The organism is Humiphilus diazotrophicus (assembly GCF_059726315.1).
In genome coordinates this window covers 995,451-1,020,318 of sequence record NZ_AP040870.1, presented here as the reverse complement: position 1 = coordinate 1,020,318, position 24,868 = coordinate 995,451, and the positions used below count along the sequence as shown (strand labels likewise).

Sequence of the window (24,868 nt, the reverse complement as noted above, 5' to 3'; positions counted from 1 at the left end):
GCCGACTTTGATTCTGCCATTGCTGGAACAAGCAACAGAAAACGGGGAGCAGTATCTTGTGGTGTCCTCGTCTGCCTCGACAGCTGTCAGCTGTGGGGTCGAGGGCGCATCGCTGCCAAGCCGCCGTCCGCAAGAGGGTGAACAGTACCGCTTTCACTTCGATATGTCGAAGTGCATCGGGTGCAAGTGTTGCGTTGTGGCCTGCAATGAGCAGAATGGAAACCCCGCAGAGATCAACTGGCGTCGTGTCGGAGAAATCGAGGGTGGCACGTACCCTGATACCAAACGCCTTTATCTCTCAATGGGCTGCAATCACTGTGTCGAGCCCACCTGCCTTACCGGTTGTCCTGTAGATGCCTATCGGAAAGATCCGGTAACAGGAATTGTTCTTCATAATGCCGATGCCTGTATTGGCTGTCAGTATTGCACCTGGAATTGTTCTTATGGCGTTCCTCAGTACAATCCTGAGCGTGGTGTAGTTGGCAAATGCGATATGTGCTACGGAAGACTGGCTCAAGATCGCGAACCTGCCTGTGTTTCTGCCTGTCCTGAACAGGCGATTCGGATTGAAATTGTGAACATCGAGGAATGGCGAAAGAACTATACCTCGACAGCGAATGCGCCCGGTCTGCCGACTGCAGACGATAGTCTTTCAACGACAAGAATCAGCCTCCCGGAACTGCTGCCTCCGGATGTAGGGCGTGTCGATACGAATCGCGTTCCCGTCGAACATCCACATTGGCCGTTGGTTGCCATGACGGTGATGACGCAGTTGGCCGTGGGAGCGATGACCGCAATTCTTGGCTTGCATCTCCTTCAGGGGCCGGTGACGGTTGCTGAGGCTGCCTCCGGAGCTCTATTGATTACTCTGTTGGCTCTCTCGGCTTCGACTTTGCATCTTGGCCGACCGGTGTATGCATATAGAGCGCTACGAATGTGGCGTCGTTCCTGGCTTAGCCGCGAGGTTCTCTTCTTCTCTGCATTTGCCGGATTCGGGTTTCTCTATACAGCGTCATTATGGCTCGGAACCTGGACAAGCATCTTCTGCGGCATCGGAACAGTCCTAAGTGGGGTTGCGGGAGTCTTTGCCAGTGCTCGCCTCTATACGGTTCCGGCCCGTCCTGCATGGAATAACAAAAACACTTTTGCCGAATTTTTTCTTAGTGGCGTGCTAACGGGTTCGCTCTTTGCTGCGTTGATTGTTCCTGCTGCAAAACATGAGTTGGTGAGAATAGCGGGAGCAGCTGCAGTCGCCATCCTTCTCCAGCAAATAGGTAAGTTTCTGTGGCTAAGGAAGGCAGAAACGCATGAGCTGCATTCCACTGGAATGCTTTTGTGGACGGCGCTGCGTGACCTCTTCTTACTGCGCCTTGGCGGCCTGCTCATTCTCGGTATCTGGTTATTGAACTCCGCTTCCACCGTCATGGACATTGCGGTGGCCCTAGTGGTGGCCTTCGGAATAGAGATTCTGGGCCGCTATCTCTTCTTCGTCAGTGTCGTTCCAAAGAACATTGCAGCTTCCTATCTCAATGAAGAGGAGGCTGCATGAATATTCGCCGTTTGATTGGACTCGATACAAATCAGGCAAAGTATGCCTTTGCTTCCGACACGTTAGTTGGCCATGTCTCCGCGCAGAAACTAGCTGATCGCTGGGTCAAGACTACTTGTGGCTACTGCTCCGTGGGTTGTGGCATGTTAGTTGGGGTAAAGGATGGACGCGCTGTTACGGCTCGCGGGAATCCTGATCATCCTGTCAATCGTGGCAAGCTGTGCCCCAAAGGTCTTGCCGAGCACTATGTGTTGGGAGCGGAGGGACGTGCAACTGAACCTTTGCTTCGTGTTGATGGCAAGCTGCGACCTGTTTCCTGGGCACAAGCGATTCCTCACCTGGTTCAACAATTTCGTCGGGTGCAGGAAGCTTACGGAAAAGAATCTGTTGGTGTAATCAGCACCGGACAGTTAGTCACGGAAGAATTTTATACACTGGGCAAGCTCGTTCAGCTTGGTCTGGGAACGCCGCATTACGACGGGAATACGACGCTCTGCATGTCGACTGCGGTTGCGGGTTATAAGAGATCCTTTGGCAGCGATGGACCTCCAGGAGCCTACGAAGATATCGCTAAGGCCGATGTGGTCTTCCTTATCGGTGCAAATGTTGCAGAGAACCATCCACTGCTGTGTCCTTATCTGGAAGCGAATCCAAAGAAAACATTGATTGTTGCCGATCCTCGTGTGACCAAGACGGCAATGATGGCGGACATCTATTTGCCCCTGAAGCCGCGCTCCGATCTGGCACTGGTGAATGGCATCGCGCACATCCTGATTCGGGAGGGAAAGATCAATCGTGAGTATATTGAGCAGCACACGACTGGGTTCCCTGAATTGTGCGCATTTCTTGAGAAGTACACACCGGAATATGTCAGCAGTATTAGCGGATTGAGCGAAGAGTTGATTTATCGTGTTGCGCGTCTATATGGAGAGGCAAAGGCAGCTTTCATCGGCTGGACTATGGGCGTGAACCATAGCACAAAGGGAACGGAGACTGTTAATGCAATTAATAATCTTGCTCTGCTGACAGGGAATATAGGTCGTGTCGGCGCATCTCCTTTCTCTATTACCGGGCAGTGCAATGCAATGGGCACTCGTGAAGCCGGTTTTACCTCTGGCCTTCCCGGCTACCGTAAGTTTGAAAAGGAAAGCGACCGCAGAGAGTTGGCAAATCTCTGGGGTATAGATCTCGAACGTATTCCGTCGAAGCGTGGTCTGGCTTATCCCGATATTATCGAAGCCGTTCTCTCCAAGAAGATTCGTGCTCTGTGGGTTATTGCCACCAACCCGATCGTATCGTTTCCGAATGTCGATGTGCTTCGGCAGGCTTTGAGCAATCTTGAATTCTTTGTGGTGCAGGATGCCTTTCATCCCACACCAACCACGGAACTGGCTCACCTGGTGCTACCCGCCGCTACCTGGGGCGAAAAGGAAGGGACTTACACCAACTCCGAGCGGCGTGTCAGTAAAGTCAATCGAGTATTACCGCCGATTGGAAATGCTGTCAGCGATTTTGAAATATTCCTGCGCATTGCTGAGGAAATGGGATGTAAGGAAGAGTTGTTTCCAGGCTGGAGAACTCCGAAAGACGCTTTTGCCGAATGGAAGCGTGTTTCAGAAGGCCGCCTGTGTGATTACTCGGGAATTACATATGAGTCTCTTGAAGCTGTTGGCGGTATCCAGTGGCCTTACAGCAAGAAAGAGACATCGACGCCTGCAGAAACACGGCGGCTTTACTCCGATGGAATCTTTCAAACGGAGGACGGTAAAGCCAGGTTGTTTTGTGCCGATTGGGAGGCGTTTCCTGAGCAGCCTTCGGAGGAGTTTCCCCTTGTTCTGAATACAGGGCGCACGGTGGAGCATTGGCACACCAGAACAAAGACCGGTGCTATTCCGATTCTTCAGCGGCTCTCTCCTCATGCATGGCTGGAGATGAATCCCACAGATGCTCGCGGCCTTGGTTTGCGCCATCACGATAGTGTCGAAGTAGTTTCTGCGCGTGGCCGCGTTTCCCGCGTAGAGCTTCGGATTACCGAGGTTATTGCCCCGGGACAGGTGTTTATGCCTTTCCATTTCGCACAAACAAATGCAAATAACGTGACGCAGAGCGCCTTTGATCCGATATCGCGCGAGCCGAATTACAAACAATGTGCGGTGCGGATCGAAAAGTCCGCCAGATAACAAGATGTGGAAGAGGGAAGTAGACCGGAGGGACAGGAGTGGTGATGAGAGAAAAGCTAGTAGTAGTGGGAAACGGGATGGCCGGAATCGCTTGTGTAGAGCAGATCTTGAAGCACGCGCCAAAGTTCGATATTACCGTTTTCGGTGATGAGACGCATGTGAATTACAACCGGATTCTTCTCTCGTCTGTCCTGGCCGGAGAAAAGTCTGCTGACGATATTGTTATGAACGACATCGAGTGGTATCGGAAGCATGACATAACTTTGCGACTCGGTGTGCGAGTCAACTCCATCGATCCTGTTGCGCAGACGGTGACTGCCGACGATGGTAGCGTAACAGCTTTCGATAAGCTCATCATTGCTACCGGCAGCTCTCCCTTTATTCCTCCGATGGAGGGGATACAGCGCGATGGAGTTTTTGTATTCCGCACTCTGGCTGATACTCATGCGTTGCTGGATCGCTCCGGTCCACAAACGAAGGCAGTAGTGATAGGCGGCGGTCTTCTCGGATTGGAAGCGGCCCGCGGATTGCAAGTGCAAGGATGCGATGTAACGGTCGTACACTTGATGCCGACCTTAATGGAACGGCAGTTGGATACGATTGGAGGCTCTCTTCTAAAGGCCCAGATGGAGCGGCTCGGAGTTAAGGTGCTCCTGAGTTGTAGTACAACCGGCATCCTTGGCAATGGCAAGGTGGAAGCTGTGGCTTTTAAGGACGGCTCTACGATCAATGCCGATTTGGTTGTGGTCGCTGCCGGCATCCGTCCTAATGTTGAGATTGCTCGCACCGCCGGGTTGAATATAAACCGTGGCATTGTTGTGAATGACCACATGGAAACATCGCATCCAAACATCTATGCTGTCGGCGAATGCGTGGAGCATCGCGGAACCTGCTATGGCCTGGTTGCTCCGCTGATGGAGCAGGGCAAGATCCTTGCGGCAGCGATTACCGGCAGTAAGGGAAGTGGTTTCGAGTCCAGCGTTCCTGCGACGAAGCTCAAGATAATGGGTGTCGAGGTCTTTTCTGCCGGACAGTGGGATGAATCATTGTCGGGTGGAGAGGTCGTTCGCTTTGAAGATCCGTCTCTCGGTATTTATAAGAAGCTCGTTGTAAAAGCTGGCGTACTGCAGGGTTTTATTCTGGTCGGCGATACCGGAGATAGTCCTAAGTACCTGGAGTGGTTACGTTCTGGCAGGGATCTTACCGAAAAGAGAAAACATCTGCTCTTTCCTCCTCCTTCGGAAGATAAAGGAGCGGATATTGCCGCTATGCCGGACAGTGAAACTGTTTGCGGTTGCATGGGCGTTACCAAGGGGACGATCGTTCATGCAATTCAGGAAAAAGGTATCTGTACACTTGCACAATTGAAGGAGGCAACGAAAGCTTCTACCGGGTGCGGGAGCTGTAGTGGTCTTTGCCAAGGCATCCTGAAAGCTGTTGCTCCGGGTTTCGAGGAAGAGACGAAGAAGGTGTTATGTAAATGTGTACCTTTCTCCGAAGACAATTTGCGTGAGATTTTGCGAGGACAGCGTCTGCGGTCGGTACAGGATGTCTTGGATATCTATGGCAATGGCGTCGGATGCGAGGTCTGCAAGCCTGCTCTCAGCTACATGATGGATATGCTCTGGTGCGGCGACCATCAGGAAGATCGCTCGGCTCGCTTCATTAATGATCGTGTTCACGCCAATATTCAGAAAGATGGGACCTTCTCGGTAGTGCCGAGAATGCGCGGTGGGGTAACAACTCCCGATGAGTTGCGAAGAATCGCCGATGCAGCAGAGAAGTACAACGTCCGGATGGTCAAGGTCACCGGAAGCCAGCGTATCGATCTGCTCGGTGTTAAGAAGGAGGACCTTCCGAAAATTTGGTCGGATCTCGATATGCCTTCAGGACAGGCCTACACCAAGGGCGTTCGTATGGTGAAGACCTGTGTAGGGACAGAGTTCTGCCGCTTCGGCGTACAGGATTCGACAGCGACCGGTATTGAGTTGGAGCGCCGTTTTGAGAACCTATTTACTCCGCATAAGGTAAAGATGGGGGTCGTGGGGTGTCCGAGAAACTGCGCGGAAGCGACGGTGAAAGATATTGGCTTGATCGGTCAGGATGGAAGTTGGCAGGTGGTTGTAGGCGGAGCAGCCGGAAAATCTGTTCGGAAGGCAGATCTCCTGATTACGGTTGAGACTACGGAAGAGGCTTTGGAAGCTGCAGCTCTCTTCTTTCAGTATTACCGGGAGCAGGCAAACTATCTTGAGAGAACCTATGACTTCGTCGAGCGAGTTGGAATAGAAAAGGTGCGACGTGAAACCGTGTATGCTCCCCAGCCAGTTAGAGACGCCTTGCTCGATCGGCTTTCGAAATCAAAGGCGCTCTCTTACGACGCATGGCAAGAAGGGAAGCAGCCAAAGAATGTAACTCAATTCGTACAAATTCAGCCAATGGAACAGGTGATCCAATGACGACGAAAAAATGGGTGTGTATCACAGAAGCCAAGAATATTCCCCTGCGCGAAGGCCGGGCTGTGCAGATTGGCAAAGAATCGATCGCCGTCTTTAATCTCGGAGATCGTTTCCTGGCTGTCGAGGATCGTTGTCCTCATCGTGGAGGTCCTTTGAGCGATGGCATCGTGTCCGGTTCGACCGTAATCTGCCCTCTACATGCTTGGAAGGTGTGTCTGGAGTCTGGGGAAGTAACAAGACCTGCCAGCGAAAAGGCCTGTGTTACCAGCTATCGCACCCGACAGGAAGATGGTTTGATCATGATTGAAATTCCTGCCGATCGCTTCCCGGTAGATGTGGTGGAGCCTGATTCCGAAGAGGAGATTTTTGCAGAATGGGAATCATTCCAGCAGCTTTCTGAGTAGTGCCCAGTCTGTACTGTGCGAAATCCTTTGTTGCGCCAGTTTCCTGTTGATCTTTCAAGAGGGCTAAGGACGGACTTGAGATATCTTGGTACCATAGCGAACTCACTGCAATCCTGTGGAGAAGCGCTGAAAGAGGGCATGCCAGAGAGCTATTTCAACGACTTACGGATTCTTGCGCTTGAAACCAGACATAGCGCGCAAATTGCAGGTATCGTCCGCTCCTTCGGCGGTGAGGCCCTTGTGGTTCCGGCTGTGCGCGAGATGCACTTGGAGTCACAGGAGCACGCATTGCAATTTGCCGCGGGACTTATGCGTGCCGACTTCGATTTAGTGATTTTTTTGACTGAACTCGGAGTTCGAACTCTGGTCGATGTCGTTAGCGCTAAATATAACCGGGAGTCCTTTCTCGCGGCATTGCGCTCCGTAAAGATCGCAGCTCGCGGACCAAAACCCGCCTCGGCTTTGCGTGAGTTGAATATTCCGGTAACAGTGACGGCTCCGCAACCATGCACCTGGCGTGAGCTGGTCCAGGCCATGGAAGAGGAGTTTGGCTCTACTCTCCGCAATATGAGGATTGCCGTGCAGGAATATGCTGCCTCTAATCCTGAACTCCTTCTCGCACTGGCGGAGCACAGTTCCGGAGTAACTCGAGTACCTCTGTATCAGTGGTCTCTTCCTGAAGATGTTCAGCCATTGAGGGAATGTGTCCTGGCGCTTGCTGCCAGACAGATCGATGTGGTTCTGTTTACGACTGCGATTCAGGTTATCCACCTTTTCCAGGTTGCGGCACAGATGGGATGCAGTGACTCCCTGCGCGAAGGCTTGAGGGGCTCGGTGATTCTCTCGATCGGCCCGAATACTTCAGAAGAGCTGAATCGCCACGGCATCGCTCCGGATTTCGAACCCACGCGTCCTCGAATTGAGTCGCTATTGAATGAAGCTGCTCCACAGATTGCGGCACTGATTGAACGGAAGCGGACAGGTTCTGCGCTCAGTCTCAGCGGAAAGCAGGATGCGCTGACTGTGCCGAATCGCTCCACGCGTGCCGTGTTGCACCGACCTATCGATGCTCAGGCTGTTAGGATTCTCAAACCTGCAGAGCCCGCAGCTAGCGGCAGCATGGAATTTTTGCATGAGATTGGAAGCCGGATGGCGGCTGCCGATCCATTGCACGCTGTGTTGCAACGGATTATTGACTTTGTTTCTTCTGTGATACCGTGCGATTCCTGTTTTCTTTATGTCTTGGAGCAGGATGAGCTGGTCTTACGCGCATCGAAAAATCCGCATGCCAATCTGGTCGATCATCTTGGAATGAAGATGGGGCAGGGTATTACGGGGTGGGTTGCGCAACATCGCGAGCCGGTTTCGATTTCTTCCGGAGCTCTGCAAGATACGCGTTTCAAGATGTTTAAAGACCTCCCCGAAGATCTCTTTGAAGCCTTCTTGTCCATTCCTATTCTGTGTGCAGGAAAGGTTGTAGGAGTCATCAATCTGCAACATCGTAAGCCTTACCAGCACTCCCAGGAAGAGGTTCGCTTACTGTCGATGATTGGGTTTTTGGTTGGAGCTGAGATTGAGCGGGTACGCCTCGAAGCGGAAAATCTGCAGCTCTCAGACAAGCTGGAACTCCGCAAAATCATCGATAAGGCAAAGGGAGTTCTGCAACGTGACCTGGGCATCGATGAGGATGCTGCCTATCACATGCTGCAAAAGGAAAGTCGGCAGAGGCGGAAATCGATGAGAGAAATTGCCGAAGCAATTCTCCTAAGCGACGATCTGCGCAAGAGCCCCATGGCGGGACGCAAGAGCCTGACGGAGGCTTCGTCTGAGAAAAAAGAGAGTTAGTTGGGCCTGTCTTTGGCGATGCGCGCGGTTTCTACCGGTGACAGAGTTTAGCTTTCTCTAAGGTGGGATCTGTTTGACCTATTGCTGGTGTGCACTTTCCGTGCATCGTGCCCAAGATCGTTATAGGCGTTCAAAGACTTTGAATCCAAGAATTTCTTGAAGGAGGCGTTATGTCGATAGCCGCTGCAGGAACCGTATACCTTGTTGGCGCAGGCCCGGGCGATCCAGAACTACTCACTGTACGCGCTTCCAAACTCATTGCGAGCGCCTCCTGCATCCTTCACGATGATCTGGTTCCGGAGGGCATTCTGGCGTTGGCAGGTGTCCAGGCGATTGTTCGAAACGTTGGCAAACGTTGTGGGATGAAAGCGATCTCTCAAGAAGAGATCAATCTTCGCATGGTTGCATTGGCGGAGGAAGGGAACAGTGTTGTCCGTCTGAAGAGTGGTGATCCAATGCTATTTGGACGAGCCTCCGAAGAGATGGAAGCACTCTCTTTGGCTGGTGTGCCTTTCGAAGTAGTGCCGGGAATCAGTGCTGCCTTTGCTGCTGCTGCCTCTCTGAAGATGTCGTTAACAGATCGTCGCTCGCGTTCCCAGGTGCTTTTCCTATCCGGTCATCGGGCGCGCTTCGGGGCACCTGTGGAGATTCCCGAACTGTCTTCAGAAACGGCCATTGCCATGTACATGCCTGGAAAGGACTATGCCCGCATTGCAGCTGATTTGATGAACAGTGGGGTACTTCCCGATACACCATGTCTGCTGGTCTCTCATGTAGGACAAGAAGCCGGACAATCGCATTCCACCTGCGTTGCCGATCTGGGAAGTATCGAGCCATTACCCGCACCTGCTGTTTTGTTGGTGTGCCCGACTAAGGATCGGGTCTCCGAATTGGAGGAGGCTTTTGGGCTGGGGCTGGCTGATGTCTCGTAAGTGACCCAGCCGTTCCGTATGTCGCCGTCCTTTAGACCTGATTAGCTGTCAATTACCCGGCTATGTGATTGAGCAGTACGGGAAGACTCTACACAACTGCCTGTTCCGGTAACGGCAGAATCTGATCGAGACCTCGTTCTTTGAGCGTTACTGTAAGAGCTGCGATGTTTGTGAATTGAATGCCAAGCATGCCCAGGGCTTCTGCTCCGCGAATATTTTCTTCCCGGTCGTCGATAAACAAAGCCTGCTGCGGCTTTACCCCCAGATGCTCGACTGTGTATAGGTAGATAGCGGGATCGGGCTTCACGATTCTGAGTTGAGAGGACCACGTGGCATGGTGGAATCTCTTTACCCATTCGACCTTTGTGATCATGTGCTCGGTCAGGTTGTCTCCTATGTTGGAGAGGATCGCAATGCGGAATCCTGCCTCACGTAGCTGCTCTGCCCACGCCAGCATCGGTTCGTTCAGGGTGATCCACATACGCGTGTCCGTAGCGATCAGATGAGCCAATTGCTCTTCGGAGAAATGAACTCCAGCGTCTCGGGCGATCTTTTCCCAATAGCTGCGGCCGGTGAGGTCTCCACGGTCATAGTCGTTGCGATTGGCCCAATAATGATGTTCGAAAGTCTCTACCGGCAATCCGGCTGCAGCTATTAGCTCGCGATGCTCGACTTCATCGGCGTCAAGGCTTAAGACCCTCCCGTAATCGAAGATGACAGCGCGCAGGTCTATGCGATGATCCATGAAGCAGACTCCAGAAGAGATGAAATGGTGAGCCCGGTTTCGATGCGGCTCACTTTCTTCTATTCTGCATGAGAAGCAAGTGATGTACGAAGGAGCAGTAGGGTATTCATGAAGGAACAATCAGAGATACGTCGATCCAGGGTTTCTTTTTCAAAGCGCACGGCATGGGATACAGCAGAGACCCCTCTGGCGCGAGCATTGCGGGAACGGAAGGAATCTGGATTGCCGTTGGCTGATCTGACTGCTTCGAATCCAACACATTGCGGTTTTCACTATCCGGAAGATTTGCTCGCGGCGCTTCAGAATCCCAAAGCTTTGGAATACGATCCCGCTCCGCAAGGGATCGTTTCTGCCAGGGAAGCAGTCGGCGGCTATTACAGAGAGCATCAGGCGGAGGTGCTTCCGGAACAGGTCGTGCTTACAACCAGTACGAGTGAGGCTTACAGCTTTCTCTTTCGATTGCTTTGCGATCCCGGGGATGAGCTGTTGATTGCGCAGCCGAGCTATCCGCTCTTCGATTTTTTGGCCGTGCTGGACGATGTTCGTCTAACTCCTTATCCGTTGGTATATGACCACGGCTGGCAGATCGACTTCGAAGGGCTCCGCCAGAAGATCAGTCCCAGGACTCGGGCAATTGTGCTGGTTCATCCCAATAATCCAACCGGACACTTCACCAAGAGGTGGGAGCGGCAGGAGTTGGAATCCATTTGCAATGAATACGGACTTGCTTTGATCGTGGATGAAGTCTTTCTGGATTACGGCTTAGGCTCAATGGCTTCCCTCAGCTTTGCCTCGGGGAGTTCTCAGGCCCTGACCTTTGTTCTCAGCGGGTTAAGCAAAATTTCCGGCTTGCCGCAGATGAAAGCGGCTTGGATCGTCTGCCACGGAAAGCAATGGAAGGAAGCTCAGGCTCGGTTGGAGATTGTCGCGGACACTTTCTTGTCCATGAACGCTCCTATTCAGTGCGCTCTCCCCAACTGGCTCGAAAGTAAAGGAGTAATTCAGAATCAGATCCGGGAGCGGGTTTCGCGGAATCTGGCCGAACTCGACCACCAGCTATCAACACAGACGATGGTAACTCGGCTGGCGGTGGAAGGCGGCTGGTACGCAGTTCTCCGGGTTCCAGCTCTTCGCCCGGATGAAGAGACAGCAGTCAGCTTATCGAGTCAAGGTGTATCAATTCATCCCGGGTACTTTTTCGGTTTCCCGGAGGCGGGATGGCTGGTTGCAAGTCTGCTTGGGAGTACTCAGGAGTTTGCTTCCGGTCTCAAAACGTTGTTGGACAGTTTCAGCTCTCTGTGAACAGCGGTAATCCTGGTTGCAGGAAATTCTCGGAATATATAAGTAATCAAAAGAAAATAAAAGATTTATCGCTATGCCAGAATGATCTTGGGCAGCTGTCCTGGCATAGCGTTTTATTGGCTTTCTTGGTTGAATTGAGGACCCCAGACCGCCGCTTTGTTTACTCTTTTGAGTCCTTCTAGCATTGGATTTAAGTGTTTCGTATAAATAAATGAAAAATAAATAGTTACAAAGAAATTCCTGGTTTTAGAAACGGATTGAATTCTTTCTCTTGTGCAATTGTTGTTCTTACCCCGTGGCCGGGTATAACGGTGGTGTCGTCGGGCAGAATCATAAGACGATCATGGATCGAACGGAGTATCTTGTTCGGGTCCCCACCGGGCAAATCTGTTCGGCCTATTGAACCGGCAAAGAGGGTATCACCCGCGATGAGCAGCTTCTGAGTATCGAAGTGCAGGCATATGCTTCCGGGGGTGTGGCCCGGAGTATGCAGGACGGTTGCTGGAATTGTGGTCAAACCGATGATTGTCCCTTCTTCGGCGTTGACATCCGGCGGGGCCACCTCGGGGGGCCGAATTCCTATCCATCCGGCTTGCATCTCCATCATCTTGAGAAGCGGTAAATCCTTCTCATTCAGATATATGGGTGCTCCGGTACTCTGCTTCAGACGAAGTGCTCCGCCGACATGATCAATATGCCCATGGGTCACAATGATCTGCTTCAGTGCTGCAGAGTGCTTTTCCAGCCGTTTTAGGATCTCGGGAATCTCATCTCCGGGATCAATGACTATGGCTTCTTTGGTGTTTTCATCGACGATGAGGGAGCAATTGCATTGAAGGGGACCGACGGGAAAAGTCTCACGGATCATGTTGCGATTGTAGCTGTTGCGGCTTCGAAGAGAGAAAGGGCCCACGAACGAGATCCGCTCGGGGCCCAATTTTGTTTTTGTCCCCGGGTTATTTGAAATCCCTAGGGCACTGTCTGTTGTCTTCAATGTTGGTCAATTTACGATCTGCTGCCGTCAGCACTCTGCTATAGCAACCATGCAAAGTGTCCTTTTGTGTATATGCAGCAGTTGCAGAACCCGTATTTCCAACAGAGGCTCCTGCGGCATTGAAGTTCCGAACGTCTTGAGAGCTGACCTCTTCCTTTGTATTGTTGAAATAAAGCGGGAAGTTATTCAGCCCTTTTATCTCTTTCAGAATGTATTGCTGATCGCTGGTGGTTGTTTGTGCCGAAGTTCCATCTGGGTTGACTCCATAGGTATAGTTCAAGGCGAAGGGATAGGAGTAGTGATTCTCGGTCGTGTAGGAGAGAAATCCTTCCTGGGTTGTGGTTTTGGAGTCGGCGGTAGTCGATTGAGCAATGTTTTGTGTATAGACGCTTGAAGTGATATTGAACTTCTGCGCATTCAGGAAATTCATCTTCTGTTCGACAGTTGTTGTAATGCGTCCATGCCCGGTATTTATGTAGCCGGAGATTGTGTATTTGCGGGTTGAGCCGACCGAGACTGTTCCCGAGATATTTCCGCTGGCATCGGTAGTCAACTTTTCTGAGACTACAGGTACCGGGTTGGCAGCCAAGTCGTTATGCAGAATGCCACCTGTGATTTTGCTGCTAAAGGGATCGGTGTAGGCAAGCAGCGTTCCGGAGACCAGGAAATAACTATTGGCATTGAATACGTTGATGGCGATAGTGTGCGCATTTCCATCCGACAAGATCCCGGCAAAAGGACTTAGGTCAACCCGATACGGTTTAAAGGTCAGAGTCTGTACTCCTGGGAGTGGCTCCCACAGATAAGGGTCTATTCCTCCGGTGTAGATCCATGGATAGACGGGGGCCACACCGGCTGGAGTTCCGTCGATACTCACCTCTGTCTCGCGAAATCCAGTTGCCCCGCAACTTTGCAGTTGCGTCGCGACGTCGTTGGGAACGCAGGTATACCAGAACTCATCGTTCGATTGGCTCTGCGCAATTACGTCAAGATAGACCCGATCGACATTGGTCGGAAGATTTATTTGCTGGGTAAGTTGGCTTGAGCTGGTGTTTAAAGTAGCTGCCCCTCCGGCGGCATCCGGCAAGGGGACTACAACCGAGGGAGTAGTCGGCACTGGAGCTATGAAGGATGCGGGGTAGAACTCCAATGCTGCATTTGCATAAATGATTCCATCGTAGGTAACCCCGTTGTAGACGCCCACAAAGTTTCCAAGAACAGCTTCACCAGATTGGGAGTTCTTGAAGAGGGGCGTCAGATCGGTGACATCCCGTTCGACATGCCAAGAAGGGCTCAGATTACTGCGTGGCTCTGCAGTTGTTCCGTAATAAAGATTGACGTGGCCAAGATAGAACTGGGCTGTGCGGTCATATTGGCGTCCGGAGGTTACCGTGAAGTCTGCTGTGAAGACAACCTTCGACCATGGTCCCGGGCAGTTAGCCGGAGGAGCGTAACTAAAGAATTTTGAATTGAAGTCAGCGAAAGCTACGTTTTGAAAGAGGGATACGAAGCACGGCTTGGTGTGTGGTCGGGAGATTAGCGGCTCGGCGATGGCAGGATTGGACGAGCCGACTTGTGGCGTGGTCGGGGTAGGCACGACTTGAGCGGAGACGATGGTGGATGCCAAAAAGAAAAGGCTCGCTAATTTGTAAGCGAGCCTGGTTCGTTGAAGGAAGGTTTGTATTTCGAAAGTTGACACTACGTTCCCCTTTCAAGGTTTACAAAGTGCGCAACAGAATAGCATGTTTGGCAGAGCCTCTTCCTTAGGCAGATATTTTTAAAGACTGGTAGTCGAGGCTGCATTTTGTTTTGCGAACCATCCCGTAAGCTTGCCTAAATAAGAAGAGCTTGCCTCTTCCGGGAGGTGTGGCACGAGGGTCCACAGCCCGATCAGGGCTAATCCCACCAGGTTAGGAAACAGTAAAGGAGCCATAGGTGGAGCTCCGTTGATGACCTTATCCAGTAAGCTACGCCCGGGGACAAAGACGTTGGCATGGAGGTGAAGCCAGAATCCCAGGATTCCAACCATGGCCTGCACGAAAAGTATGCCCAGGCAAAGATCCAGGAATCGTGGGCGAACTGCCTGCAGAATTGGTAGCAGGAGGAATCCGACCGCAAGAGCACTGGAGACAACGGGAATCCATTCAGTCTTTGAAAAGAATCCGTTGCTGGCGTGGTCCGTGAGGGAAAGCACCAGGTTCCCCAGAAAGCCGCCCAGTGCGAGCAGTAGTATCCAGCGGGACCATTCGGGAGTTTTGGGATCTACCATTCGATTGACCAGCAATAGAAACCCCAATCCCGCATAGGCCAATGGAGCTGCGAAAGGCGCGGCATAGGTCAGGCTCTTGAGCGTGTGGTCCTGAAAAAAGCTGCTGTCCAGGTGATAGATGACCCCAGCTAAGCCAACCAGCAGGGCAGACCAGGCGACGAGGTGCCCTAGCCAGTGCCAAGCCAGATTTCGACCCAGGGTCCATTTCCACACGATCCCGAGGATCAGGATCAAGGGTCCTGCCAGGGAGAAATACAGCGGGATATATTCCGCCGAATTGCGAAACTGATTGACGGAATGAGCTAGATAGATGTCGGCTGCCAGGACAGCCAGGTTGGAGGTAACGAACAACTCCAACCATAGCTGTTGATCGTAGATCCATGTCAGCCGAGGATGGCTGAAGATTGGAAGTCTACTTGTGGCCATGGCCGCTCCTCATCTGGGCTGCTAAAGATTGCAATTCAACAGTCTTCTGCAGCATGGGATAGTTGCCATGCCACTGGACGAAATCGGCTCCTCCCATGAAGGCTCCGTGTTTGGAAGTGCGTCCGTCATAGTGCCAAAGGTCGAAGTAGGTGAAGTCGATCGTATTGGAGAAGGGCGGTCCGGATACGAGTCCATCTTTTCTCAATCCATCGACGATCTCCTTTGCGTGCAGTACTCGGGTATTAGTTGTTGCGACAACCTGTTCTGCCTGCGTGTAAACGCGATTGATGAGTGTCTGAGTGTGGCATTGCGAGCAGACCTGCTTCATTGCCACTTGAGATTGCAGGTAGTTCGGACGTTTTTCGCTTACAGCATTCGCCAAATACCAGGAGAGCCTGTCCGAAGGATTATGCGTTACCTTGAGTCCGTTAATACCGCTCATATGACAAGTTGCGCAGGTCGGCACGAACATATCGCGAGTGGTAAGCTGCCGAGGCGGAGCTGACAGGTTCAGCAGTTTTTCTTGTGCGGCAAACATGACTCCATGTTTGGATTCATCATAAATTTCGATTTGCGAATGGTCCGGTCCCATGTGGCATTGCGCGCAGGTTGAAGGACGGCGAGCCAATTCGATTGAGCTGGTGTGTCTCGAGTGACAGGCTGTGCAGGTTCCGATGGTGCCGTCTTCATTGGGCTTTCCAACGGAGTGGCACTGTTCGCAACCGCTGGTCATTGCGGGACCGCCTTCGAGAGAGATGAAAGGGTGTGGAGGGCGCTTAGTTCCTCCGGGCTGGAACTGCTCGGAAAAGGAAATCTGCTCCGGCGTTAATCCCTTCTCTCCGTAAACTGCGCCCCAGGATGGTGCAGCGTGACGGCTGCGAAGGAACTCCTGATAGATGCCTTCGTGGCAACTGCGGCAATTGCCTGCAGTCAGGTGTGTGCTGATGACGAACCCGTGGTGATCCATCCGCTTTTGCCCGTCTGCCGGCTGGTGGCAGTCGAGACAGTTGATTCCCTTGCGGGCGTGAGCGCTCATCTCGTATTCGTGAACCACCGAATACTGCGTTCGAGCATGGCACTCGGCACATTTCCCTGAGGCACGTACAAAATCTGCCGTAGGCTGTTGTGTTTCAGAACGCGGGCGGGCCCGATTGATTAGGAAAGCTGCAAGAACAAGAGCAAAGGCGATAGTGACCGCAACAAATACGGATCGAAACTGCATGATTCCGGTCCTCGGGGAAGTTGGTCTGTCGTTCTATTGCTGTGACAAGATACCAGACCTGCGTGAGGATTGTGCAGTTTAACTATTTGGAAGGCATGCCATGAAATTTTGGATCTTCAGAGAAAGGAATTCGTGTGTGGAGACTAAATAAGAAAGGACAGGCGTTATGCCTGCCCTTTCTTGAAACTTGAAAAACTTACTTGCCCGATTTTGCGGGAGCGGAAGCTTTTACGCCGGAGAAGACCGAGTGGCTTCCATTGCTCCGGACCATCATGATCGTCAAGGTAATTGAAGTAACCATAAAAATGATGGCTGACCACGTAGTTAAACGGGTCAACAGATTGGCCGCACCGCGAGGTCCAAAAGCTGTTTGGGATCCCTGTCCGCCAAATGCTCCGGCAAGATCTGCACTCTTACCTTGTTGCAGCAAAACAACAAAAATCAGGAACAAGCAGACGATAACGTGAATAGTGCCGACCAGATAAATCATGGAATAATCGGTAAACCTCTAATTCGAAAAAAGACCCAAAAACAAGCACCAAATGCTTGGTGCGGAAGGGGGGACTTGAACCCCCACGCCTCTCGGCGCCACCCCCTCAAGATGGTGTGTCTGCCAATTTCACCACTTCCGCACTGAACAACTACTTTAGTTTTAACAGCATATCAGAGCTCTTGCTTGAGGGCCACTCTGACTGCACCGGATTTTACACCGGTTCGACGCATTTGTTCTCACCAGATTCTTACTCACAGCCCAAGCTCTAACAACCAAAGGAAAAGGAGCATATCGATCTGCGGGTGAACATGTCGCCTTGTCATTTTCATACTATCGTGACCCGCTATGTATTGCAACGTAAGCGGGTCAGCGTTCTCTCCCGCTTCGGCGAGAAAGGTATGTCGTGTTGGCATACAGCCCGGTATGTCCAAATGGCCAATTCAGTTTTGCTGGTTATTCGGCAACGGCAGCGCCGGAGGCAGGCTGAGCGACGGCAACTGGATGGCCTGTGTATCCCTCTGAAACTTTGTGCGCTGGCTTGGGGGCAGAACAGCTGATATGCGGTCGATGCCCTCCTGACGTATGGCAATCAGGTGCTGGGCAGAGGGAACGGGATTTGCAAAAAAGTTACTTAAAACTGCGTCCGCCTTCTGCGATTGTTCGCTGAGAATGGTGCGCACTTGCGCTGCCTGCCGCTCGGACAAGCTGTATGTTTTCGTCAACCTTTTGACCTCGGCATCCAAGTCGACCTTGGGCGGAGCCGGAAGGGATGACGGAGGTGACGGCAAAGGGCTAATCGAAGAACCAACTGCTGGATTTGTCGGGATGGGCAGCGGAGGAGCGGGCATAGAGGAAAGTGCCTGTGGTGCTGCGGATGGAGCCGCAGGTTTTGCCGATTGAAACGTCTCCGGCTGCATATCTTTCTCGTACTTCATCCGTTGCTCTTCAGTAAGAATGGCTGAAACCCGTTCGTATTCCTCCTGTCGTACAGAGGCAAGGCGTCTGGCGCGGACGCCTTGAGCGGCGTAGAAATCCTTGAGAACTGCCTGGTACTTCGGGGTCTCTTCTTTGAGGACCTTCTTCACCTGCGAAGCTTGTTCCTTGGTTAGTTGGTAATCTCTCGTCATTCGCTTGATTTCCGCGCCAATATCTCTGTCGGGAGGCGTGATGGAAAGCTGTGTATCACCGCTGACATTAACGTTTCCACTCACAGGCGCAACAGAGATCGGTGGCGGCACAGGCACCCTAATTTGTGCGCCTGCGCCAGTCGCCGCCAGTAATACAGTTGCCAAACACAAGCTATTGGTAAAGACACGGTGTTGAATCATTGGTACATTCCTTTCATCCAGGATCAGGGGCACTTGGGAACCAAGCGCCCCTGGTGAAATTGTCTTGAGAAATAAACCGCAATTTTTGAGTGCCTCCGCGCAGGGCGGAGGCACTCAAGTGGTCTACGATCCACTACTTGGAGGGGAGTGTTCCTGTGTAGTAGAGGAGCACGTAGCACTTGATGCTGCCGTCGGTCTGCGGAATGCCGAAGACCTCGACGGTAGCGCCGTTGGACAGGGCTTTTTGGACAATCTGCAGATTGCTCGAGTTGGTCAGATCCTCGGGAGTGACGGTGACTGAATTTCCGCTTCGGGCGACCTGATAGACGAGCGTGGCGTTGTTGGTTTGCGTGCTGACGTTGACGGTGGCAGTATTCGTGCCGCCGGAGACGGTCACGCCGAAGCTACCGCCGGTGCTGGTGCTTGTCCAGGCACTGCTGACGGTGCCGAGCGGTAGGGGAATAGGAACCAGTTCTGTCGAGGCAAAGGTCCACTCGCTGGGATTGGCAGTGTCACCCCAATAGCCGTTGACGATGCCGTAGACGGGAATGGCACCTACCGTGCCGCCGAAGTTCACCGAATCATTGGCGATGGTAGCGAAGTTAGCGATGGCGCTCGATCCGCTATTCAACTGCGTCGGGAAATCAAAGTTCCACCACTTGTATCCGCTCACCGAGTTTCCGTTGCTGTCGGTTCCGTTGGCGGTGCTGGAGGAGATGTAAGGCTGGGTGACCGAGTAGCCGTCGGCAACCGTAGCAAAACCAGCCTTGACCTCAAAGGACGAGGAACTGGCATTCTGAAGTTTACCGGCGAAGCGCGCATCCTCTATGTCGACGTTACTGGCGACCCACTGGGATGTCGAGATATCCTGCACTGCGACGTGAACTTTGAATCCGCGAACAACATTCTGCTTGAACCAGGTTGTGCCTGTGCCAATCGCCGTCGCATCGGACTGGCTGGAGGCTGGAGTACGGAGGAAGAATTGCGTGTTGGAGTCGATGTAAATCTTGTCGACGCCCCCGCTTTCGTTCGATACATACATGAGGTTGTTCGTGCCGTCAACGTGCAGTACGTGACCTTCGGGGCTTTCGATCAATTTGGAAAGGGTAGAACTGACGTAGAGTCGCACCGCAACCAGCTCTCCATTCTGCTGGTAGCGTTCGGTTACGCGAACATACTTCCCGGACAGTGATGAGGCGATCTTGGAGAAGCTGGTCACCGTTGTTTTTGTGCCGGCGTCCTGGTCGTATACAACGGTTCCATTGGTTGAGTCGGCGTAAATATTCACCGAGGTTGAGGTCTCGGTGGCCGTAGTGGTTCCAGGCTTGACGCGATATAAGGTCATGTTGAAGTAGCTACCGTCGGAGGAGATGCTGTTGACCTCGCCGTAGGGATCGCGCATCTTCACGGCATTGATCGCCTTCTCCACCTTCTGATGAATGGCATGGCTCAAATTGACCGCCCATACTGTTCCGGAGGAGGTGTGGCTAATGAGAAGCGAAGGATCGCTGAGATCGACATCGAGGGTGACAGTAGAGGTGCTGTTGCTGCTAACGGTGACATCGGCGGTGAAATTCACTGTTACGGTCACCGTCTCGCTGCCGGACGATCCCTGCGTGCCTTGCACGTCGATGTTGCTGCTGGCGACCACACTGCCAGACGATTCAGGGAAGCTGGCGTCGACATCGCCGGAAGCCACCAGAGAGAAGTCGCCGTTGTTGGCAGAAAAAGTGATATTGGCCGAGACATAGGTATCTGCCGGGACACTGGCGCTGGCCAGTAGCTCATCGACCGAGTCAAGTTGGGCGAGATTAATAGAGGTCGTTGAGGAACCGCTGTTGCTGCTATAGACGTTGACCTTCGATCCCGACTGGCTTACCAGGTCAATGCCGACAATCTTGACACCAACCTGCGACCAGTTCTCCGTGGCGTCATCGGTAACTGCCACATTGACAGTTCCTTTTGAATTCGTAGTGGAGCCGCTGCTCCCCGAGCCACCGCCAGATCCTGAGGTGGAGCTCTGGGTGGAGCTGCTGCAACCGGCAATAGCCAGCACGAGCAGGCACGCTGAACTTAGCAAAACACTGGATGACCATGAAATCAAGCGCAATGGAAAACTCCTGATGATGAAGTTGAGCGCAGTAGAGGAGCCGCGAAGCTCCGTGTCATACCGCAAACGGTAGTGACACCCTTCCCCTCAAAAAAACTAAGCACTGCTTAGTTTCCGTTTTCATTTATACTGAGCACTGCTTAGTACGTCAAGGAGAGGTTCGATGCAGGCGTCAAAAAATAACAAAAACCGCACCAAGACAGTCGAACGTAAAAAAGTTAAAGCCAGCGACAAAGAGGAACAATTTGGCGGATTGCGTGCTGCGCTGCTGCGGGCGGCGTTGGAACAGTCGTCGGCTATGGGACCGGACAGCATCTCGTTCCGTGAACTGGCGCGGCGGTTGGGAGTGACAACGGCAGCTCCGTATTATCACTTCCGGGACAAGGAGGAGTTGCTGCTCCAGCTGGCTGTCGAGGGTTTTAACAAATTGCTATATCGCATCGAGCAAGCTACTGAAAACGAGCAAAGTGCGGAGAAGAAGATAGCTGCGGTTGTACAGGTCTTTTTGGCATTTGGCAGACGAGAGCGCGGTTACTATGGAATCATGTTTCACCGCGAGGTAGTGCAGGCTCACAATGTACCTATTCTCGAGGGCCCCGCGGCTAAATGCTTCGACGTGGTGTGCTCGATCATCGCCGAAATTAATCCAAAATGGGCAAAGCAGGAGATATCCGAGCGCGCGCTCGCAAACTGGTCATTTCTGCACGGAATGCTGCAACTCAGCGCATCGGGACCACTTGCACGCCGCCTTCCCCCCGAACACGAGAATCAGTTTGCTCTTCGGGTGTGCAGAATCATCTTAGAAATGAAATGATTTCGAGCCAACACTGAGAATCTGATGGCTTCTATTGGGGAATCGCCGTTTAACAGCCATTCCTGGTCTCGGATTTCACTTGCCTCGATATGGCATTTCGAAATATACCCGCGCTGCATCTACGTGGCGAACTTAGGCTAGCGCTTTTTTCTGTGAAGAGATGAGGAGAGAGTGTGTGAGCCTTTTCCGCATCTCTGAATATGTAATAACCGATAACAATATTTAACGTTGTGTTTGGGCGACTATTGCTTGGTAAACGGAGACGGATGCTCTGGAAGAGCCGTCTTTCCCTTGGCCTTGCATCCTGTAGTGAATTGTCTGGGAAATCGACGCGTTCCCTTTTTAAAGGTGTCCTACTGGCAGAAATGACTATGGTTGTGCAGCTTTCTTTTGCCCTTGGGGAATAAAGTGCGCCAACAGGTGTTTTAGCTCAAGACTAAGAAAACTTAAGAAGCGGTACCTTCCGTCTGGAAATGTCTAGCGAAGGACTACAAGTTTATCTTTACCCATTCTCTTCAGGAGATTGCTCTGTGGTTTCTAGAACGATAGCTGAGGAACTTCCTCGCCAATTGGTAGCACCTGTCACTACAGTCGACCGTATTGCATCGCTTGATGTTTTGCGTGGCTTTGCTCTGCTTGGTATATTGTTGGCCAATATACAGGACTTTGCCTCTCCAACAGGTATCCTTCATGACATTCCTCTCGACGTAGTGAACCAAACTGGCACGCACCACGTGCTCGATATGGCAGTGATGACTGCCCAATGGCTATTCGTTGAAGGCAAGATGCGCGCCTTGTTTGGGCTTTTGTTTGGCGCGGGTACTGTTTTGCTGCTCGATCGGATTAACCGGCGTGCTGGACCGGAGGTTGCTGTCGACATCTTCCATCGACGCAATATGTGGCTTCTCTTTTTCGGTATCCTTCACGGTGTATTCATCTGGAATGGCGACATCCTGTTTTTCTACGGAAGCTTAGCGTTGCTGGCCCTCCACCCACTACGCAAGATGAGTGCGCGTCGTCTGATTACGATTGGCCTTGGGGTGTCACTGGTGGGCGGCACGCTAGGTATCAGTAACGCGATGGATTTGCGGGGCGCGTTACGTTCGGCTGCATTACAGGAAAGCGCTGCAGTTGCGCGCGCAAAACATAAAGCATTAAGTGTCGAGCAGCAGTCTGCCATAGACTCCGCTATTGCTCTTCGTAAGAAAGAACTGCATGCTGTTTCGGAGGCTGTTGCTATAGGACGCGGTGGATACCTGGTTTCGGAGCCTGAGAATGCTAAAGGGGAAGCAGAATTCGTTTCGTTGATATTTCGTTCGGGTTGGATTTTCGAGGTTCTCGGAATTCTCATAGCCGGCATGGGTTTTTACAAGACGGGCTTTCTATCGGCGCAATTATCCTCTCGCGTCTATCTGACGATAGCCGTAATCGGTTATGCCATTACAAGTGCGATCGTGCTTGTTGGCCTTACTCATTCCCGGCGTTTTGGCTTTAGCGATGCTGTTACAACAAAATGGATGTTCCTGCCATATGGCGTCCAACAGATTGCGGGTATGCTTGCCAATGCTTCGGTTTTACTCCTACTGGTGCGTCACCGTATCCTGATGTTTGTGCAGCGTGGGTTGGCTGCCGTCGGACGCACTGCGCTGAGCAACTATCTCTTGACCAGCCTTGCCTGCCAATTCCTTTTCAAGTGGGGGCCATGGAAACTTTACGGAAGATTGGAGTACTACCAGGACATCTATGTCGTTGCATGCGTATGGTTCTTTAATATTCTTGCGAGCCTGCTTTGGCTACGATTCTTTTCCTTCGGACCTTTTGAGTGGCTGTGGCGGTCGCTGACTTACTGGAGTCCTCAACGCCTTATGCCCGAGTAGAGTTACCCGGCGCTCTTCTGGGAATAGAGCAAGCCTTCCTCGACCGGTCTTCAACCAACGAACATACTATTGAGCTCTCGATTCGTCCGATTGGTGCAATCGAAGCGAAGTCTAGCGCCCCGCTGTGGGGCGCCCTTCGCTATCCCCAGCGAGTCAATACCTATGCGAGAAATGCTGATATGGAGTGCCCCTGTCAATCAATGCACACTGTGGTTTGTTTGGGGCTGTCGTTGTTGACAATGAGTCCACGAAAACTCTGGAGTGAGTGTTATTGCTACTTTGAATTTTCCGGAATACGAGCGGCTACTGAATTCAAGGCATCATAATCCCTTAAACTTTGTGTCAGTCCTTGAGCAAATCATGCTTAGGTGTCGCAACGCAGTTGACGAACACACTGGTATACGCTGCAGTCGTGAAGAAGGCGATCTGAAAGTAGATTAGATAGAACTTAGTAGGGTGACTCGCGTCACATTAGCCCCTTTCCGTTCCTGCCATCATCTCCTTGCTTGGTCTTATTTTTCACTTACAGTGCAATATCGATTCCTCCTGGGACTCCAAATCTGTCTGTGATGAGAGTAGATTTATGCGACCCGACGCGTCTGTGCTTAGAAGTGATCCCGAACTGATCAGGCATTTGGTGCAAAAGTCGAGATCCGTTCTTGTCCGCCCTGGCAAAAGCCTGTTTTATCAAGGCGATATGCCTAACGAGCTATATGTCGTTCAGAAGGGGAAGGTTTCGTTGACTTTCGGAGGAGCGGACAAGATTATTCTGGACTCCGCTACGAGTACCGGAACACCTCTGGGATTGGCGGCAGTTATTGCGAATGGACCGTACAATTTCACGGCAGAGATCATTACCGAAACAGAAGTTCACTCCATACCGAGTGGCAGAGTTCTGGATTTTGAATCGATGTCTGGTCCTCTCTATGTGAAACTTCTGGAAGCCATGGCTTCCGAGATCCAACTGGCTGAGCGGACCAGGCTATGTATCTTCAGTCGGATAGCAGATATATCCGGAGGCTAGAGCTACCCCCTCTAGATGTAGACCGTACAACTGCTGGTTCTGTGGTTTTGGGGCAAGAAAAACCACACTTCGCCGATCTTGGCTGGTAGACAGTAAAAGGGAAAATACTCTGGACCGTCAAAAGGCTATTTTTTGGGCAGCAGTGTCGATCCCAGCAATCTCCATCATTTGTTTTGGGTCGAGAATCTTCATACTGTGCCCGTGTATTTCCAGGTATTGCTTCCTTCTAAAGATATTGAGAGTACGCGTAACGGACTCTCGCGAACATCCTGCCATCCTGGACATCTCATCGTGGGTGAAGCTGAGAGGAAATGGATGAGTTATATCAGCGCAGGGAGCACATTCGAGAATGATGCGTGCCACTTTGGCAAGGATTGCTCCCGAGAGCTGCAGTAGCTTTGTGTGTTCCACGATATCGAGGTACTCTTCTGATAGTGCTTTGACAATGCAGGAGGTTGCAGCCTTGCTGCTTTGCAAATATTGCAAAAAGGTCTGTGTGGAGATCTCTTGAAGTGTGCTCGCACTGGAAGCTACAGCCGAAACCTCATACTTAGTTTTTCCTATTGCAGCACTAAGTCCCAGCAAGTCGCCCGTATATAGAACACGCACGATCAATTCCCGTCCTTCCGGAGAGACGGTAGCAAGATTAACCCTACCTGCAATTATTCGATAAATACTCGATGCTGGTTCGTCTTCTTTGAATATCGTATCCTCGCTTCGAACCGTCAACCGTCTCCCCAACGTTTCGAAGACTTCAGCTTCTGACGAGGTGAGATCCACGAGCGCTGGACGACGAGGAGCATATGGACGCCGCAAACTCACCTCCTAGTGTTTCCTAACAAAAGGTGCTGAAATTTTGCCACGAAATGAGGAGCACGGACTTTCTGGACAATTAGAA

Annotated in this window: 19 protein-coding genes and 1 tRNA gene; 10 read left to right on the top strand and 10 right to left on the bottom strand. The window is 51.9% G+C overall.

The window, feature by feature from the left end:
* The first annotated feature begins 7 nt into the window (after positions 1-7).
* The 6 genes from AC6I7T_RS05660 (at position 8) to cobA (ending at position 9,366) form a co-directional block, all read left to right on the top strand.
* The gene (locus tag AC6I7T_RS05660; RefSeq protein WP_497792355.1) at positions 8-1,549 is read left to right on the top strand and encodes a DmsC/YnfH family molybdoenzyme membrane anchor subunit; all 1,542 of its coding nucleotides are present in this window, start codon (positions 8-10) and stop codon (positions 1,547-1,549) included.
* Positions 1,546-3,729 (top strand): molybdopterin oxidoreductase family protein, encoded by a 2,184-nt coding sequence (locus tag AC6I7T_RS05655; RefSeq protein ID WP_497792354.1) that lies wholly within the window; start codon positions 1,546-1,548, stop codon positions 3,727-3,729. Before AC6I7T_RS05660 ends, AC6I7T_RS05655 begins: the two co-directional genes overlap by 4 nt.
* Positions 3,730-3,773: 44 nt before the next feature.
* Positions 3,774-6,185, top strand: a complete 2,412-nt coding sequence (gene nirB, locus AC6I7T_RS05650; protein WP_497792353.1) for a nitrite reductase large subunit NirB — start codon at positions 3,774-3,776, stop codon at positions 6,183-6,185.
* Positions 6,182-6,589, top strand: coding sequence for a nitrite reductase small subunit NirD (gene nirD, locus AC6I7T_RS05645; RefSeq protein ID WP_497792352.1), 408 nt, complete (start codon positions 6,182-6,184; stop codon positions 6,587-6,589). Before nirB ends, nirD begins: the two co-directional genes overlap by 4 nt.
* 75 nt (positions 6,590-6,664) lie before the next feature.
* Complete coding sequence (locus tag AC6I7T_RS05640) at positions 6,665-8,434, top strand: uroporphyrinogen-III synthase (RefSeq protein ID WP_497792351.1); 1,770 nt, start codon at positions 6,665-6,667, stop codon at positions 8,432-8,434.
* Between the two features lie 170 nt (positions 8,435-8,604).
* Entirely contained in the window at positions 8,605-9,366 is a 762-nt protein-coding gene (gene cobA, locus AC6I7T_RS05635; protein ID WP_497792350.1) for a uroporphyrinogen-III C-methyltransferase, read from the top strand.
* Positions 9,367-9,454: 88 nt separating this feature from the next.
* Here the strand turns inward: cobA and AC6I7T_RS05630 are convergent, their stop codons facing one another.
* Positions 9,455-10,111 (bottom strand): HAD family hydrolase, encoded by a 657-nt coding sequence (locus AC6I7T_RS05630; protein ID WP_497792349.1) that lies wholly within the window; start codon positions 10,109-10,111, stop codon positions 9,455-9,457.
* A 108-nt stretch (positions 10,112-10,219) separates the two neighbouring features.
* Here AC6I7T_RS05630 and AC6I7T_RS05625 point away from each other — a divergent pair, with 108 nt between their 5' ends.
* Positions 10,220-11,413, top strand: a complete 1,194-nt coding sequence (locus AC6I7T_RS05625) for a pyridoxal phosphate-dependent aminotransferase (protein WP_497792348.1) — start codon at positions 10,220-10,222, stop codon at positions 11,411-11,413.
* 226 nt (positions 11,414-11,639) lie between these two features.
* On the opposite strand, the gene AC6I7T_RS05620 is transcribed toward AC6I7T_RS05625, so the two are convergent.
* From AC6I7T_RS05620 to AC6I7T_RS05585, 8 genes are all read right to left on the bottom strand, one after another.
* The gene (locus tag AC6I7T_RS05620; RefSeq protein WP_497792347.1) at positions 11,640-12,326 is read right to left on the bottom strand and encodes an MBL fold metallo-hydrolase; all 687 of its coding nucleotides are present in this window, start codon (positions 12,324-12,326) and stop codon (positions 11,640-11,642) included.
* A gap of 43 nt (positions 12,327-12,369) precedes the next feature.
* A complete protein-coding gene (locus tag AC6I7T_RS05615; protein ID WP_497792346.1) occupies positions 12,370-14,106 on the bottom strand; it encodes a peptide-N4-asparagine amidase in 1,737 nt (578 codons plus the stop codon).
* Positions 14,107-14,184: 78 nt separating this feature from the next.
* On the bottom strand, positions 14,185-15,102 hold the full coding sequence (locus AC6I7T_RS05610) for a hypothetical protein (RefSeq protein ID WP_497792345.1): 918 nt from the start codon (positions 15,100-15,102) through the stop codon (positions 14,185-14,187).
* Entirely contained in the window at positions 15,089-16,324 is a 1,236-nt protein-coding gene (locus AC6I7T_RS05605; RefSeq protein WP_497792344.1) for a multiheme c-type cytochrome, read from the bottom strand. The genes AC6I7T_RS05610 and AC6I7T_RS05605 overlap by 14 nt, the downstream gene beginning before the upstream one ends.
* A gap of 196 nt (positions 16,325-16,520) precedes the next feature.
* Entirely contained in the window at positions 16,521-16,814 is a 294-nt protein-coding gene (secG, locus tag AC6I7T_RS05600) for a preprotein translocase subunit SecG (RefSeq protein WP_497792343.1), read from the bottom strand.
* A gap of 57 nt (positions 16,815-16,871) precedes the next feature.
* Positions 16,872-16,956: transfer RNA gene (locus tag AC6I7T_RS05595), tRNA-Leu, on the bottom strand.
* A 301-nt stretch (positions 16,957-17,257) separates the two neighbouring features.
* The gene (locus AC6I7T_RS05590) at positions 17,258-18,145 is read right to left on the bottom strand and encodes a hypothetical protein (protein ID WP_497792342.1); all 888 of its coding nucleotides are present in this window, start codon (positions 18,143-18,145) and stop codon (positions 17,258-17,260) included.
* 133 nt (positions 18,146-18,278) lie between these two features.
* Positions 18,279-20,255, bottom strand: coding sequence for a DUF4382 domain-containing protein (locus AC6I7T_RS05585; protein WP_497792341.1), 1,977 nt, complete (start codon positions 20,253-20,255; stop codon positions 18,279-18,281).
* A gap of 163 nt (positions 20,256-20,418) precedes the next feature.
* Here AC6I7T_RS05585 and AC6I7T_RS05580 point away from each other — a divergent pair, with 163 nt between their 5' ends.
* From AC6I7T_RS05580 to AC6I7T_RS05570, 3 genes are all read left to right on the top strand, one after another.
* Positions 20,419-21,069, top strand: a complete 651-nt coding sequence (locus AC6I7T_RS05580) for a TetR/AcrR family transcriptional regulator (RefSeq protein ID WP_497792340.1) — start codon at positions 20,419-20,421, stop codon at positions 21,067-21,069.
* A 530-nt stretch (positions 21,070-21,599) separates the two neighbouring features.
* On the top strand, positions 21,600-22,946 hold the full coding sequence (locus AC6I7T_RS05575; protein ID WP_497792339.1) for a DUF418 domain-containing protein: 1,347 nt from the start codon (positions 21,600-21,602) through the stop codon (positions 22,944-22,946).
* Positions 22,947-23,529: 583 nt separating this feature from the next.
* On the top strand, positions 23,530-23,970 hold the full coding sequence (locus tag AC6I7T_RS05570; protein WP_497792338.1) for a Crp/Fnr family transcriptional regulator: 441 nt from the start codon (positions 23,530-23,532) through the stop codon (positions 23,968-23,970).
* A 117-nt stretch (positions 23,971-24,087) separates the two neighbouring features.
* Here AC6I7T_RS05570 and AC6I7T_RS05565 read toward each other — a convergent pair whose 3' ends face one another.
* The gene (locus AC6I7T_RS05565; protein ID WP_497792337.1) at positions 24,088-24,786 is read right to left on the bottom strand and encodes a Crp/Fnr family transcriptional regulator; all 699 of its coding nucleotides are present in this window, start codon (positions 24,784-24,786) and stop codon (positions 24,088-24,090) included.
* Positions 24,787-24,868: the final 82 nt, after the last annotated feature.